15 protein-coding genes and 1 riboswitch are annotated in these 14590 nt (G+C 71.0%); of the genes, 8 read left to right on the top strand and 7 right to left on the bottom strand.

The window, feature by feature from the left end:
- Nucleotides 1–32: 32 nt before the first annotated feature.
- The 3 genes from ACIQIB_RS14245 (at nt 33) to ACIQIB_RS14235 (ending at nt 1428) form a co-directional block, all read left to right on the top strand.
- A complete protein-coding gene (locus ACIQIB_RS14245; protein WP_363613965.1) occupies nt 33–350 on the top strand; it encodes a cupin domain-containing protein in 318 nt (105 codons plus the stop codon).
- A 25-nt stretch (nt 351–375) separates the two neighbouring features.
- Nucleotides 376–1044 carry a thiaminase II gene (tenA, locus tag ACIQIB_RS14240; protein WP_363613967.1) on the top strand — a complete coding sequence of 223 codons (669 nt, stop codon included), beginning with the start codon at nt 376–378 and terminating at the stop codon, nt 1042–1044.
- Nucleotides 1045–1227: 183 nt separating this feature from the next.
- A complete protein-coding gene (locus ACIQIB_RS14235; RefSeq protein ID WP_363613969.1) occupies nt 1228–1428 on the top strand; it encodes a DUF5326 family protein in 201 nt (66 codons plus the stop codon).
- Nucleotides 1429–1570: 142 nt separating this feature from the next.
- On the opposite strand, the gene ACIQIB_RS14230 is transcribed toward ACIQIB_RS14235, so the two are convergent.
- Both ACIQIB_RS14230 and ACIQIB_RS14225 read right to left on the bottom strand, forming a co-directional pair.
- Complete coding sequence (locus ACIQIB_RS14230; RefSeq protein WP_400758086.1) at nt 1571–3076, bottom strand: flotillin family protein; 1506 nt, start codon at nt 3074–3076, stop codon at nt 1571–1573.
- Between the two features lie 103 nt (nt 3077–3179).
- A complete protein-coding gene (locus tag ACIQIB_RS14225; RefSeq protein ID WP_363613972.1) occupies nt 3180–3386 on the bottom strand; it encodes a hypothetical protein in 207 nt (68 codons plus the stop codon).
- A 153-nt stretch (nt 3387–3539) separates the two neighbouring features.
- A riboswitch (TPP riboswitch) is annotated at nt 3540–3674 on the top strand.
- Here ACIQIB_RS14225 and thiC point away from each other — a divergent pair.
- The 3 genes from thiC (at nt 3670) to ACIQIB_RS14210 (ending at nt 6294) form a co-directional block, all read left to right on the top strand.
- Nucleotides 3670–5481: a phosphomethylpyrimidine synthase ThiC gene (gene thiC / locus ACIQIB_RS14220; RefSeq protein ID WP_400758084.1), complete on the top strand. Its 1812-nt coding sequence runs from the start codon at nt 3670–3672 to the stop codon at nt 5479–5481. It overlaps the preceding riboswitch by 5 nt.
- A gap of 96 nt (nt 5482–5577) precedes the next feature.
- Entirely contained in the window at nt 5578–6096 is a 519-nt protein-coding gene (locus tag ACIQIB_RS14215) for a ferredoxin (RefSeq protein WP_400758082.1), read from the top strand.
- Nucleotides 6097–6141: 45 nt separating this feature from the next.
- On the top strand, nt 6142–6294 hold the full coding sequence (locus ACIQIB_RS14210; protein ID WP_400758080.1) for a thiamine biosynthesis protein ThiC: 153 nt from the start codon (nt 6142–6144) through the stop codon (nt 6292–6294).
- Nucleotides 6295–6617: 323 nt separating this feature from the next.
- Here ACIQIB_RS14210 and ACIQIB_RS14205 read toward each other — a convergent pair whose 3' ends face one another.
- Entirely contained in the window at nt 6618–7628 is a 1011-nt protein-coding gene (locus ACIQIB_RS14205; protein WP_400758078.1) for a hypothetical protein, read from the bottom strand.
- 610 nt (nt 7629–8238) lie between these two features.
- Nucleotides 8239–8772, bottom strand: coding sequence for a CBS domain-containing protein (locus tag ACIQIB_RS14200; RefSeq protein WP_363613978.1), 534 nt, complete (start codon nt 8770–8772; stop codon nt 8239–8241).
- A 112-nt stretch (nt 8773–8884) separates the two neighbouring features.
- Here ACIQIB_RS14200 and ACIQIB_RS14195 point away from each other — a divergent pair, with 112 nt between their 5' ends.
- Complete coding sequence (locus ACIQIB_RS14195) at nt 8885–9400, top strand: DUF5994 family protein (protein WP_400758075.1); 516 nt, start codon at nt 8885–8887, stop codon at nt 9398–9400.
- Nucleotides 9401–9426: 26 nt separating this feature from the next.
- Here ACIQIB_RS14195 and ACIQIB_RS14190 read toward each other — a convergent pair whose 3' ends face one another.
- The 3 genes from ACIQIB_RS14190 to ACIQIB_RS14180 form a co-directional block, all read right to left on the bottom strand.
- On the bottom strand, nt 9427–10356 hold the full coding sequence (locus ACIQIB_RS14190) for a hypothetical protein (RefSeq protein ID WP_400654161.1): 930 nt from the start codon (nt 10354–10356) through the stop codon (nt 9427–9429).
- 249 nt (nt 10357–10605) lie between these two features.
- Nucleotides 10606–11799, bottom strand: coding sequence for a metallophosphoesterase (locus ACIQIB_RS14185; protein ID WP_400758073.1), 1194 nt, complete (start codon nt 11797–11799; stop codon nt 10606–10608).
- A 113-nt stretch (nt 11800–11912) separates the two neighbouring features.
- The gene (locus tag ACIQIB_RS14180; protein WP_363613985.1) at nt 11913–13070 is read right to left on the bottom strand and encodes a LacI family DNA-binding transcriptional regulator; all 1158 of its coding nucleotides are present in this window, start codon (nt 13068–13070) and stop codon (nt 11913–11915) included.
- A gap of 332 nt (nt 13071–13402) precedes the next feature.
- Here ACIQIB_RS14180 and hisC point away from each other — a divergent pair, with 332 nt between their 5' ends.
- Nucleotides 13403–14479: a histidinol-phosphate transaminase gene (gene hisC, locus ACIQIB_RS14175; RefSeq protein WP_400758071.1), complete on the top strand. Its 1077-nt coding sequence runs from the start codon at nt 13403–13405 to the stop codon at nt 14477–14479.
- Nucleotides 14480–14590 lie beyond the last annotated feature (111 nt).

Raw genomic sequence — 14590 nt, 5'->3', positions numbered from 1 at the left:
CCGGTGGTCCCGGACTTGGAGGGGTAGCACCGATGAAGCTTTTCCGGCTGCACGAACTGGACGCCGAGCGCGCCGCCAACGACGGTGCCTATCTGCGCTTTCTGCGCGAGCCGCGGATGTCCGCCGGCCTCTACGCGCTCTCCCCGGGCGACACCGACCCGCAGACCGCGCACGCCCAGGACGAGATCTACCAGGTGGTCAGCGGCCGGGCCGAACTGACCGTCGGCGACGAGACCGCCACGGTCGCGCGCGGCACCGTCGTCTACGTCCCCGCCGGGGTGCCGCACCGGTTCCACCACATCACCGAGGAACTGCGGGTGCTCGTGGTGTTCTCCCCGCCCGAGGACTGATCCGGGGCCCGGTTAGGGTCGGGGTATGAGCCTGAGCCTGACGGAAGAACTCTGGGCGGCGATCGAACCGGTCTACGCCAAGATCCTCGACCACCCCTTCATCGGCGGCCTCACCGACGGCACCCTGCCCCGGGAGGCGTTCCGCCACTTCGTCGTCCAGGACTCGCACTACCTGCGCGACTACGCCCGCGCGCTCGCCGTCTGCGCCGCCAAGGCGCCCGGTGAGGAGGAGGTGCGGGCCTTCGCCGACGACGCGGTCGGGGCGCTGGCGGCCGAGCAGGGCATGCACGCCGAGTTCATGGAGGCCTTCGGCGCCAGCGCCGAACAGGCCGCCACGGAACCGGTGTTGCCCACCACCCGGGCCTACACCAGCTATCTGCTGGCGACCGTCTACGGTGGTTCCTTCGCCGAGGCCGTCGGCGCGGTGCTGCCCTGCTACTGGATCTATGCCCGGGTCGGTGACGAACTGCTCGCCAAGGGCTCCCCCGACCCGCTCTACGCGAAGTGGATCGCGACCTACGGGGACGAGACGTTCCAGGCCGTGGTGCGGCGGGTGCTGGCGCTCACCGACCGGCTCGGCGAGGAGATCTCCCCGGCGGAGCGCCGCCGGGTGGTCGAGCACTTCACCACCACCTCGCGCTACGAGTGGATGTTCTGGGACGCCGCCTGGCGTGGCGAGACCTGGCCGGTCTGATCCTCCTGGCCGGTCTGATCCTCAGGGGAGCCCCCGGGGGTCGGAGTCGGGGTGATCTCGGGGTTCTCTCCGGGCCGTTGGCTCTCGTTCCGGCACTTGCGGCCCCGTACGATCGAAGTATCGAAAGCAAACGGGATGCGGCACCGGACGGCAGCCGGCCCCGAGGGGAGAGAAGGAACGGACATGGCTGAGTTCTGGAAGTCGCTGCCCTCCTGGGTGCGCAACATCGTCGTCCCGGTGCTGGTGCTGATCCTGGCCTGGAACATCGTGGGGTTCGTGTTCGGCGTCGTCGGCGCCCTGCTGAGCGTGGTCATCAAGCTGCTGGTGGTGGTCGGCATCGCCGCCGCCGTGGTGATCCTGGTGAAGAAGGCCGCCAAGAGCTGACCCGTACGGACCCCGGACGCCCGTACCCCCTGCGTGGGGTGCGGGCGCCGGTCGTTCTGGTGGCGGCGGACAACCGACAACTAACAGATAACAGATAACAGAAAACGAATGTTGAAAGTCGTCATCCGTTACCTGTCATCCGTCAGCTGTCGTCCGCCGACCGTCGGACCCGGGCCTCCGTCACCGCGCGGTCCTCGATCGGCACCTGCTGGACCGGCCCCGGTTTCGGCCCCGGCGCCGGAGCCGCCGGTTGTTCCGGACCGTGCATGGTGGTGAGCAGCTGCCGGGCGAGGCCGAGGCCGGTGCCGCCCATGGTGAGGGCCTTGGCGAACAGCTCGCCCACCCCGTCGGCGCCGTTCAGCAGGATCATGTGCTCGACATTGCCGAAGGACTCGGCGGCGGCCAGCACGATGTCCGGCCACTTCTCCGCCAACTCCTGTGCCACCACGGCCTCCTGGTTCTCCGAGAGGGCGGCGGCCCGGGCCCGGATGCCCTCGGCCTTGGCGAGCCCGATCGCCCGGGTCGCCTCCGCGTCCGCCAGACCGCGGGCCTCGGCGGAGGCGGCCTCCGCCTCCCCGGTGGCCCTGGTCGCCTCGGCGGCGGCGAGCCCGCGCAGCTTGGTGGCCTCCGCGGCGGCCGCGGCGGCGATCTTGACCTGGCCGGCCTCGGCCGCCGCCTTCAGCTCGGTCTCCTGGGCCTGCGCCTGGGCGGCGGAGATCCGGGCGTCGCGGTCGGCCTCGGCCCTGGTGCGGGTCTCGTACGCCTTGGCGTCGGCCGGCTTGCGGACGTCGATCTGCAGCTGCTGCTCCTTGCGGCGGGCCTCCAGCTCGGCGACCTTGGTCTCCTGGACGACCACCTCCTGCCGGGCGGCGGCCTGGGCGAGCGGTCCGGCCTGCTCGGCGCGGGCGTTGGCGGTGTCCCGTTCGGCCTGGTAGGCGGACTGCTGGATCTGGCTGTTGCGGGTGGCCTCGGCCTTGCGCGCGGCGGCCTCCTGCTCCGCCTCGGTGGCCATCCGGTCGGCCTCGGCCTGGGCGATCCGGGCGTCCCGCTGGACGGCGGCGGCGTGCGGGATGGCGAGGTTCTTGATGTAGCCGGTGGGGTCGATGATCTCCTGGATCTGCAGGGTGTCGATGATCAGCCCGAGCTTCTCCATCTCCAGCCCGGAGGCGGCCCTGGTCTCCCCGGTGAGCCGCTCGCGGTCCCTGATCATGTCCTCGACGGTGAGCCCGCCGACGATCGAGCGCAGGTGGCCGGCGAAGACGTTGTGGACGCGCTGGCTGATCAGCTTCTGCTGGTCGAGAAAGCGCCGGGCGGCATTGGCGATGGAGACCTCGTCGTCGCCGACCTTGAAGATCACCACGCCTTTGACGTGGACCGGGATGCCCTGTGAGGTGACGCATTCGACGTTCAGCTCGGCCTCGTTGAGGTCCAGTGAGAGCCGGCGGACACCCTGGAGGCCCGGCGTGACGAAGGTCCCGCGGCCGGTGACGATCCGGAAGCCCAGACCGTCGCCGACCCCCTCGGTCCGGTGCCGGGAGCCGGAGATGATCAGAGCCTCGTTGGGCTCCGCCACCCGCCACATGAGTTTGAAGAGCGTGATCCCGAAGACCAGCGCGGCGACGACGGCCCCCGCGATGATGAGCACCATGGTTCAACTCCCCCTTCCGGCGCATGAGATGCGCCGGTTCGGATTGTCCGCTCAGGGCAACTCGAAGGAAAGGGAAGTGACGTGACGGGCTGTCACAAGCGTGTCACGGGAAGACCGGTGCCACATAGACGGTCCGGGGCGGGTGGTACTCGACCACCACCACCGGTGTGCCGACCGACAGCCGGTCGCCCGGTACGGCGAGGTAGGCCAGGAAGGCCTCCGTCCCCTGGCGCTCCCTGACGTGCACCATCACCTCGCCGACCAGACCGGCTCCGACCGGACCGGTGACCCGCCCTGTGCTTCCGACCACTACGGCCTCCCTCGTCGCCTGCCCGTGTGACTGCCAGTCTGCCGGGCCGGGCTCCCCCGGTGGGCCCGCCGGCCGAATCGCCGGGCACCGACCCCCTCTGGACCAGCCGCGATCGGCTCGCTACGGTGTTGGACGTCATGCGCGGGCAATACCGCCTGCGGACACGGGAGCTCGGAGCACCGGGCTGAGAGGGCGCTGACCGGGACGTCGCTGGACGTGCCGAACGCTGCGCCGACCGCAGGAACCTGACCGGGTAATGCCGGCGTAGGGAGTTGAAGGTCTGATGACCACTTTTGATGCACAGCCGCAGTCTGCCCAGAACGCCGCCGTCAGCAGCGCGGGCACCGGCTATCCGACCCCGGCCTGGCGCAAGGCCTACCGCGACGGGTCCCGCCCCGACCTGCGCGTTCCGTACCGCGAGGTCGTGCTCACCAACGAGAAGAGCGTCCCGCTCTACGACACCTCCGGGCCGTACACCGACCCGGCGTACGAGCCCGACGTACGGCGCGGCCTGCCCGCGCTGCGCGACGCGTGGATCCGCCAGCGCGGCGACGTCGAGGAGTACGACGGCCGCGAGGCCCGCCCCGAGGACGACGGGATCAAGCACACCTCGCCGCGCGGCGGAAACCTGAAGAACCTGGACGCCGTCTTCCCCGGCCGCCCGCGCCGCCCCCTGCGCGGCCGCGGCGACGTCGCAGTCACCCAGCTCGGCTACGCCAAGCGCGGAATCGTGACCCCGGAGATGGAGTTCGTCGCCCTGCGCGAGGGCCTGGCGCCGGAGTTCGTCCGCTCCGAGGTGGCGCGCGGCCGGGCCGTCATCCCGGTCAACGTGAACCACCCCGAGGTCGAGCCGGCCGCCATCGGCACCAACTTCCTGGTGAAGATCAACGCCAATATCGGCAACTCCGCCGTCACCTCCTCGATCGAGGAGGAGGTGGAGAAGATGACCTGGGCCACCCGCTGGGGCGCGGACACCGTGATGGACCTCTCCACCGGCCGCAACATCCACACCACCCGCGAGTGGATCCTGCGAAACTCCCCCGTGCCGATCGGCACCGTGCCGCTCTACCAGGCGCTGGAGAAGGTCGACGGCAAGGCCGAGGACCTCAGCTGGGACGTCTACCGCGACACCGTCGTCGAGCAGTGCGAGCAGGGCGTGGACTACATGACCGTCCACGCCGGAGTGCTGCTGCGGTACGTCCCGCTGACGGCCCGCCGCAAGACCGGCATCGTCTCGCGCGGCGGCTCGATCATGGCCGCCTGGTGTCTGGCGCACCACCGGGAGAACTTCCTCCACACCAACTTCGAGGAGCTCTGCGACATCCTCGCCCGCTACGACGTCACCTTCTCGCTCGGTGACGGCCTGCGGCCCGGTTCGATCGCCGACGCCAACGACGAGGCGCAGTTCGCCGAACTCCGGACGCTGGGCGAACTCGGCCGGATCGCCCGGGCCAAGGACGTCCAGGTGATGATCGAGGGCCCGGGCCACGTCCCGATGAACAAGATCAAGGAGAACATGGATCTCCAGCGGGAGATCTGCGACGAGGCGCCGTTCTACACCCTCGGCCCGCTGACCACCGATGTCGCCCCCGGCTACGACCACATCACCTCGGGCATCGGCGCCGCGATGATCGCCTGGTGGGGCACCGCGATGCTCTGCTACGTCACCCCCAAGGAGCACCTGGGCCTGCCCAACCGGGACGACGTGAAGACCGGCGTCATCACCTACAAGATCGCCGCCCACGCCGCCGACCTCGCCAAGGGCCACCCCGGCGCCCAGGCCTGGGACGACGCCCTCTCCGACGCCCGCTTCGAGTTCCGCTGGGAGGACCAGTTCAACCTGGCCCTCGACCCGGAGACGGCCCGCGCCTTCCACGACGAGACCCTCCCCGCGGAGCCCGCCAAGACGGCCCACTTCTGTTCCATGTGCGGCCCGAAGTTCTGCTCGATGAAGATCAGCAAATCCATCAATGAGAAGTTCGGCAACGGCGCTCCCTCCCCGGAGTACGACGAGGAGGCCGTCGAGGGCATGAAGGCCATGTCCGAGGAGTTCAAGGCCCAGGGCAACAAGGTCTACCTGCCCCTGGCGGACTGACACACCACGCACGAGCGCCGTCCCGATCGACGCGGGACGGCGCTCGGCTCGGGAGGACCTGGTAGCCGGCGGAACACGTCGACCTATGCTCGGCCCATGACGCTCTACTTCGATCCTGAGGCAGCACTTGGCGAGGACCGAGAGGCGTTCCGGGGCAAGTGGGAGGACTGTCTCTGGCTCAACGTCCCCGGGCCCTTCTACGGAGGCGAGACCGACACCTGCCGGACGGGCCGGATCTCCGCGCCCCAACACGTCCTCTACGGCGGTGAGTACCTGACCGAGTACGTCTACCGCCAGCCTCGGACTCCGGCGGAGGTCGCCCGGCTGGTCGAGGCGGCCGACTGTGACCCGTTCCTCGGCTACGGCTGCGACGGTGACGCGCACTGGACGCCGGAGGCGGTCCGTGAGTGGTGGCGTGACCGCGGTCGGATCACGCAGTACCTCTCCGGCCACGACTGGGCCAGCATCGACTGGGCCGAGCAGGGAGTGGAGGCTGCTGTCCGGGACTACGAGACCTACATGGCCGGCGGCCTTGCGACGGACCTGCGAATCTACCTCTACCGGCTGGAGGAGGGCAGATCTCCCGCTCTCGAAGATCCGCTGCCCCTGCTGTAGTTGACAGCACTCCAATGTGCTGGCTTCGGGCTGAAGTTGTCCTCGATGAAGATCAGTCAAAAGATCCGGGCCGAGCACGGCGAGGGCTCCAGTGCCGTGGAGACCGAGTTCGACGCCGAGGCCCTGGCGGGCATGAAGGCCAAGTCCGAGGAGTTCGCCGCCCAGGGCAACCGGGTCTACCTCCCGCTCGCGGACTGATCGGGCTCCACCGTCGGCATGGGCCGGGAGCGAAGCCGGGCTCGCGGCCCATGCCGACCGACAGCAGTGCCGGGAGCGAAGCCGGGCTCGCGGCCCATGCCGACCGACAGCAGTGCCGGGAAGCGGAGGGGCTTCCCGGCACTGCGCTCAGGCTGCCCGCCCGGCGCTGTAAATGATCGTTATGGGCAGGTGCCGCACGTTGAGGCGGTTCGCATCCCCGGCTTCGCTCGCAGCCACGACGGTGTCGAGCCCGCCCTCTGCCGAACGTTCCGGGAACGGCCGGTGCCCCGGGCCGCGAAGGTTGCCCGGGGCACCGGTGTCGGTCAGTTCTGGGCGGTGAAGGTGGACGGGACGGGGGTGCCGATCACGGTCAACGACGCCTTCACGCCGATGTCGACCGGGCCCTGGTCGGTGTCCGGAGCGAGGCTGAGCGAGCCGGAGAGGTAGGACCACTGCCCGGTGTATTCGGTGAGCGACAGCCGCACGTTGTAGTGGTGGCTCGCACCCTTGCCGAGACCGCCGGCCACCGGCGGCAGCTTCCAGACGTTGTCCGAGCCGGGGACCGTGATCCACTGGTCGTCCTGCAGCACGTCCAGCTTGAGGGTGGCCGGGATCGGGCGGGAACCGTCGCTGAAGCGGAGCGTCGGGTTGATCGTCGAGTCGATGCCCGCGCCGTTGTTGGTCAGGCCGAGATCGGTCTCGAACGGCTCCTTGTACGAGACGGTGCCCATGTTCTTCGTGAAGGTCTGGACGAGGGCGCCGGTGGGGGAGGCGACCGGCAGGGTCACCGGGTCGCTGTCGGTGCTGTCGTTCAGGTCGTTCACCAGCCCGACCTGCACGGCGGTGTCGTCCGCCGGGAGGGCGGCCTTCAGCTTGAAGGAGACCGCCCAGCTGTAGGTCGTGTGGGCCGGCACCTTGAAAGGCACGAAGTACATGGAGTTCTCGGGCACGACGTAGCCGGAGAAATCGCTGTTGTCGCCCCAACTCATCAGGCTGTAGGTGGCCGGTGCGGAGATCGCCTTGGCGCTGAAGTCGATCCAGGTCCATCCCCTCGGGGCGGAGCCCACCGGCGTGACGGTCACCGCCGGGTGGAACGGCTGCTCCTGGTCGGAGGTGTTGGTGACGGTCATCGTCAGGGCCGCGCCGTTGCCACCGCGGGTCAGCGGGGCCTGCCCCGCAACCGGCTCCAGGGTGGCTACCAGGGGCTTGGCGTCGCTCGGTGCGGGGATGTCGGCGAAGGCGGTCGCCGGGGCGAGCGCGGCGGTGCCGGTGGCGACCACCAGCGTGGCGGCGGCGAGCAGGCGGGAACGGCGGGTGGACGAGTGCGTGAACATGGGTAATTTCCCCCCCAGAGGAACCAAATGCAGACGTTCGCTGAGGCCGGTCCGCCTCTTCGTCGCGGGCCCGACAGCTGCGATGTGAAGATCTTCTCAGGTGGATCGTTTGCACACCAGCACAAAACCAGTCACTGCCATATAACGAGACGTCGGGCCGACCGTCGGCAGTGATGGTTCGAGTACCGCCGGCGCCCGGACTGGGCGGAGGCTGCGCTGTCCAAGGCCCAGAACGAGGGTGAAGTGGTGATCAATCCGATCGTCTACGCGGAGGTCCCGGTGGCGTACGCCGCGATCGAGGACCTTGACGCCGTTCTTCCTGCCGAGGGCTTCGCGCGGGAGCCCCTTACGAGGCGGGGTTTCTGGCCGGCAAGGCATTTCTGCTGTACCGCAAGCGCGGCGGGCAGAAGCCCGCACCGTTGCCGGACTTTCACATCGGTGCGCATGCGGCAGTGCGCGGCTACCGGTTGTTGACCCGTGATGCCACGCGCTACCGCACGTACTTCCCGAGCATCGAGTTGATCTGCCCCTGGCCGGGCGTGACGGAGATGCCGATGGTGCTTGCTTTCATGTTCTGCTTGATGAAGATCTCCCAGCGGTTCCGCGCCGGTCAGCCGGAGGCGGAGTCGATCAGGCCGGCGACCCGGTCGGCGGTGAGGATGCCGAGGAGGTAGCCGTCGTCGTCGATGACCGGCCAGACGGTCAGGTGCTTGATCCGCATCGCGACAGCGGCCGTGGAGAGGGTCATGGTCGGCCAGGCGAACGGGCCGCGCTGGTGCCTGGTGCTGCTGACCGGGGTGAGTTCGGTGTACCAGGGCGGGGCGAGGAACGGGTGGAGTCCCGTCCGGGTGACCAGGCCTTCGCAGCGGCCGTTGTGGTCACGGACGAGGAGGTAGGGGACGCCCGCGCTGCGGAGGATGTCGTCGGCCTGGTCGACGGTGCTGTCGTCGGGGATCTGGTACTCGAACGGTTCCATCGCGTCGGCGACTGTGAGGTCGTGGCGAAGGCCTGTCGGCTTCGTGGAGTGGATGGTCACGGTGTCACCGGTGCCTGACTCCGGTGCGGCGAGGGCGGCCGCCCGGAAGGGTCCTTCGTCCAGGACGAGGCCGGAGAAGGTGACCGGGATGCGGGGTGCCCTGGACATGTCCAGGCTACTCCGGGCCAGGTCGGCCCGGGGGCGGGACGGCGCGGAGTACCGTGGGAGGCAACCGAGGACATGTCGCACACCGGTACCCACATTGGTGTCGCCCTGGGTCATGATCGGTCCTCTTTCCGGACCGGACGGGCGGCTCCTGATGATGCCGATTCCGCTTCCCACTCCTTCCGCCCCGGGGCCGTGGTCCGTCCCCGGTGTTCCCCTGCTGCCGCGGCTGGTGCTGGAGCCGACGATGTCCCGCAGCGGGATGTTCGACGGCGCGTGGTGGCCCCGCACGAAGGACGCCCGGGCCGAGCTGCCGGACCTGATCACCGCGCTCAGTGTCCATCTGGGCCCCATCCTCCGGGTCGGCCTGTCCACCTCGGCCTGGTACCACATCCCCCGGTCGGTCACCGTGGACGGTCAATCGGTCCGGATCGGCTGGTTCCCCGCCAGCGCCGAGACCATCAGCCTCACCCGGGGCTTCGAGGACCACTTCCTCCTCCTCGTGGTGCCACCCGGTACCGAGCCGGGTACGGCCGCCGCCGCCATGGCGGGGGCGTCGGCGCCGGGGAACCACTCCCCGGCGGCCGAGCTGCTCGGCCGGCCGGTTCGGTGGCTGAACACGGGTCAGTAGCACGTAGCTGGGCGGGTGTTGGCCGCTCAGACGTCGTCGGGGCCGGTGAAGGCCGGCGGGGTGTAGCCGGGGCCGGTGAAGTCGGGGGTGGTGAAGGCGGCGGTACGCGGCTCGCGGCCTTCGGGGTCGGTGAGGCCGTCGGCGCCGGGGCTGGTGAAGCCGGGGCCGGAGTAGTGGCCGCTGGAGTAGCCGGGGCTGCTGAAGTCCGGGCTGCTGAAATCGGGCCGGGCGGATTCGGGCCGGGCCGGGTCCGCCGGAACCGGCCCGTCGGCGGGCGCCGGGGTGCCGGGCGGTGCTGCCGGGTCGGCGTGCAGACAGGCGTGCAGGTACGCCACCAGGGCGCGGTCGCGCAGCGCGCGCTGCCAGGCGCGCCGGGCGTCGGCGACCTCGGTCGCGAGCCCGGGGGCGGCGCCGGCGGGGGCCGTGGAGCCGTCCCGCAGCGCGGTGAGGACCAGTCCGACGATCCCGGCCGCCATCGCGACCAGGCCGGCCGCCAGTGCCAGCCAGCCGGCCGTCAGGACCGAACCGGCCAGCGCCAGACCGGGGTTGGCGGCGCGCAGCGTGTACCCGATGAGGAGCAGGACCAGGGCGGCGGCCCAGGCGAGGATCGGGGTGAGCACGGTCAGGACCGGGAACAGTCCGGCGCCGCCGTTCGCCGAGCGCAGCTGGCTGAACAGCCCCGGCGCGCCGGCCGTGCCGCCCTGGCCGGGCGGGGGTGTGTCGCGCAGGCTCTGCCGCAGCCGGGTGTAGTGCGCGTACTCGGTGGCGGCCGCGGCCGCGATGTCGTCGGCCTCGCGTAGGGCCTTGGTGCGCAGCTGCTCGGCGGTGAGGGCGCCGGGCCCGCGCAGGGCGGTGAGGATGGTGCCGTCGCGCAGTGCTTCGTCGAGGAGGCGCTCGAAGTCCGGGCGGTCCTCGGCGAGCAGATGCGGGGCGTTGTTCATACGGACCCCGTTCATGCGAACCCCGTCCGCTCCGCCGGGCGGGCACGGAGACGGGCCGCCACACGAGCGGCCGGGTGTGGTGTGCCTCGATGGTAGGGGCGGGTGCGGCCGCGTTGACAGTCGGTTTCCGGAACTTTGCCCCCGGCCGGGGAACGGCGCAGGTCAGGGGCGGTGGCGAACGCCTGTCCGGTTGACGGACGGACGGACGGACGGACTGGCGGAGGGGCGGGCGATGCGTCGGTCGGTTCGGCGCGGCCGACCGGTTCAGATCGGGAGCCGGGCGACCAGCAGCCGCCCCTCCATGGTGACCCCGCCGTCCATGGCGACCGCGAGGTCGTCGGCGTAGATGTACGGGCCGGGGATGTGCGGCGGGGCGCCGTCGTCGGCGTGCACCGCGCCGGTGAGGTACGGGATCGGGCTGTGGCCGTGCACCACGCGCGCGCCGCCGTAGGTGTCGAGCAGCTCGTGGACGGCCATCGGGCCGGCGTCGCCGCGGAAGGCGAAGCGCTTGGTGAAGCGGCGGAAGCAGTCCCACCACTCGTCCACGCCCTCGTCGGCGAGCAGGTCGTGGACGGCGTCGTTGACCGCGGCGATGGAGTCGCCGTACTCCAGGTAGGCGGTGGTGTCGGAGTGCAGCAGCAGGTGGCCGTCCTCCAGCGCGATGGCCGGCAGCCGGGAGAGCCAGCTGATGTGGTGCCCCTCCAGGCGGTCCAGGTCGTGCTGCTGGCCGCCGTTGAGCCGCCAGGCGGCGAGGAAGGAGGCGGTGCCGGCGGTGGACTGGACGGGCTCGTCGCCGTACCGGGCGGCGCCGAGGAAGAGCAGTTCGTGATTGCCCATCAGGGCGCGGCAGTAGCCGCCGGCGGCGGCGGCCTCGGCGGCGAGCTGCATGACCAGGTCGATGACGCCGATGCCGTCGGGGCCGCGGTCGGTGAAGTCGCCGAGGAACCAGATCCGGGAGCGCCCGGCGGACCAGTGGCCGTCGGCGTCGATCAGGCCCTGGTGGCGCAGTTCGGAGCGGAGTTCGTCGAGGTAGCCGTGCACGTCGCCGACGACGTAGAGCGGGCCGGGGGGCTCGCCGGGGCCGGGCGCGGGGTAGGGGTGGTACGGCAGGCCCGGCTCGGTGAACGGGGGGCCGAGCTCGATGGTCGGCGGGTCGTCGCTCTGGTGCGCGGCGGCGGGCGAGGAGTGGTCGGGGAGGGGCTGCTCGTAGCCGGGGTGGTGGCCGGTGGTGTGCGGGGCGTCGTGTTCCTGGTCCTGCCCGGGGGCCGGCCAGTGCTGTTCGAGGTACCGGGCGCCGCCGTAGCCGCTGTAGGTCTCCGCCTCGTACGAAGCCTCGGGATAGCCCCCGGCGGGCTCCGGTTCGTAGTAGGTGCCGTAGGGCAGCACGTCGAGGTCCGGCTGGTGGCGGGGGCCTGAGTCCGGGTGTTCAGGCCCGGGGAAGCGGTCCTCGGGTGTCATTCGCCCATCATAGGAAGACCACTCTCCCGGCGTCGTCACCTGGTGGGTATCCAATCCTCCGGAGCGTCAGCCGGGCGGTCCGTCAGGTCCGTTTTGTCCCGGCTAGGTATGGTCTAGATCTCGCCCGGGGAGCGGGGAGGGCTGACGGTGGTGCGCGGGCTCCGCCGCTGGGAGGAGGCGCGCACGATGAGCTCGGTGGGCATCAGCGTGCCGGGCGGCGGGCCGGTGCCGGCGGTGCGGAAACGGGGCGGGAAGAGCCGCGCGATGTCCACGCCGGTGCCGGAGTCCACGCCCTCGATGGCGTCGATGAGCAGGTTGACGACGGTGGTGCCGATCCGCCGGGGCTTGAGCGAGAGCGTGGTGATCGGCGGTTCGGTGGTCGCGTAGACGTCGCTCTCGCTGCAGCAGACCAGCAGCAGGTCGTCCGGTACCCGCAGGCCGTACCGGCGGGCGGCGGCGAGCAGATCGGTGCCGTTGGGGTCGAAGAGCCCGTAGACGGCGTCCGGCCGGTCCGGGCGGGCGAGCAGCCGGTCGGCGGCGACGGCGCCGGAGGCCGGGTCGTGCGCGGGGTAGGTCTCGTACACCGGCTCCTGGCCGACCTTGGCGCACCAGCCGAGGTAGGCCTCGGTGGAGAGCCGGGTGTAGGTGTCGGTGCTGGTGCCGGTGAGCAGGCCGATCCGGCGGGCGCCGGCCTCGGAGAGGTGGTCGAGGATGCCGAGCACGGCGGCCTCGTGGTCGTTGTCGACCCAGGCGGTGACCGGGCAGTTGCCGGGCTTGCCGTCGCTGACCACCGGGACGCCGGACCGGTACAGCTCGCTGACCAGCGGGTCCTGGTCGGGCGGGTCGATCACCACGGTGCCGTCGAGGGCGATGTTGCCCCAGACGTCGTGCCGGGAGGAGGCGGGCAGGACCACGAGCGCGTAGCCGCGGCCGAGGGCGGCGCTGGTGGCGGCGCGGGCCATCTCGGCGAAGTAGGCGAACTCGGTGAAGGTGAAAGGCTCTTCACCGTAGGTCGTGACGGTCAGTCCGATCAGGCCGGATCGTCCGGTGCGCAGGGTGCGGGCGGCTGCCGAGGGGCGGTAGCCGAGGCGCTCGGCCACCTCGCGCACCCGGCTTCTGGTCTCGTCGGGCAGGCGGCCCTTACCGTTCAGCGCGTCGGAGACGGTGGTGATCGACACTCCGGCGGCTGCTGCCACATCCCGGATGCCGGCCCGCTCCAGACGTCGTGAGGTGGTGGGTCGCCGACCGCTCTGGTTGGCTGCTGCTGTCATGGCGGACCGATCGTATGGCTCCTGACAAGGGTCTGTGACCGGCGCATCGGAAGCCTTCGGAGATACGTTTCTCCAAGAGTGAGCCCGCCCACGCCCCTTCGATACCTGCCCGAAACCGGCCGTCTTACCTCTGACATGTGCCAAAGGAACCCGGCAGAATGGCTGATCTGCACCGGTAACCCGACCGGGCATCTCACTCCTACGGGTGAGCGCGGTCGGTATCGTTCGGGGCACCCGACCGGGGTGGTCCGGGTGCGTTCCGAGATCCCGGGTACGGCGGCGATCCCGTTCGTGGCGGGCGCGAACGCAGCGGAGAGAGAAGGAGAAGGACCGTGAGCGGTACGGCAGCACAGGGGCCCCGGCTGAGGCCGACCCTGGACGGCATCCCCACCTACAAGCCCGGCAAGCCGGCCGGCGCCGACGCCTACAAGCTGTCCTCCAACGAGAACCCGTACGAGCCGCTGCCCGGTGTGCTCGAAGCGGCGGTCGCGGCGGCGGGCTCGCTCAACCGGTACCCGGACATGGCGGTCACCGAGCTCACCGCCGAGCTGGCCCGGCACTTCGACGTCCCGGCCGAGCACATCGCCACCGGCACCGGCTCCGTCGGCGTCGCCCAGTCGCTGATCCTCGCCACCGCCGGCCCCGGCGACGAGGTGATGTTCGCCTGGCGCTCGTTCGAGGCCTACCCGATCATCACCCAGGTCGCCGGTGCGACCCCCGTCCCGGTGCCGCTCACCGCCGCCGGGGACCACGACCTGGACGCGATGCTCGCCGCGGTCACCGGGCAGACCCGGCTGATCTTCGTCTGCAACCCCAACAACCCCACCGGCAACGTGATCCACCGCGCCGAGCTGGAGCGCTTCCTGGACGCGGTGCCCGCCGACATCCTCGTGGTGATCGACGAGGCGTACATCGAGTTCATCCGCGACCCCGAGGTGCCCAACGGCATCGACCTCTACCGCGACCGGCCCAACGTCTGTGTGCTGCGCACCTTCTCCAAGGCGTACGGCCTGGCGGGCATGCGGGTCGGCTTCGCGATCGCGCACGAGCCGGTGGCGAACGCGCTGCGCAAGACCGCCGTCCCGTTCGGCGTCACCCAGCTCTCCCAGGACGCGGCCGTCGCCTCGCTGCGCGCCGAGGATGCGCTGATGGTCCGGGTGGACGCGCTGGTCGAGGAGCGCACCCGGGTCGTCGCCGGGCTGCGCGCCCAGGGCTGGGAGATCCCCGACACGCAGGCCAACTTCGTCTGGCTGGCGCTCGGTGACCGCTCCCCGGAGTTCGCCGCGGCCTGCGCCGAGGCCGGCGTGATCGTCCGCCCGTTCCCGGAGGGCGTCCGGATCTCGATCGGCGAGGTCGAGGGCAACTCGATCTTCCTCTCGGTGGCCGAGGCCTTCCGCAAGGAGCTGTAGGGCCTGTCCGGCAGCGGAGTGGGGGGGGGGGGGGGGGGGCCCCCCCCCCCCCGGGGGGGTTGGGGGGCGCGCCCCCCGCCCCCCCCCCCCCCCCCCCCCCCCCCCCAGGTG

It is taken from the genome of Kitasatospora sp. NPDC092286 (genome assembly GCF_044755565.1).
Classification (GTDB): Bacteria; Actinomycetota; Actinomycetes; order Streptomycetales; family Streptomycetaceae; genus Kitasatospora.
The sequence above is the reverse complement of the archived record's forward strand: the minus strand, read 5'-3'. Positions and strand labels throughout refer to the sequence as shown.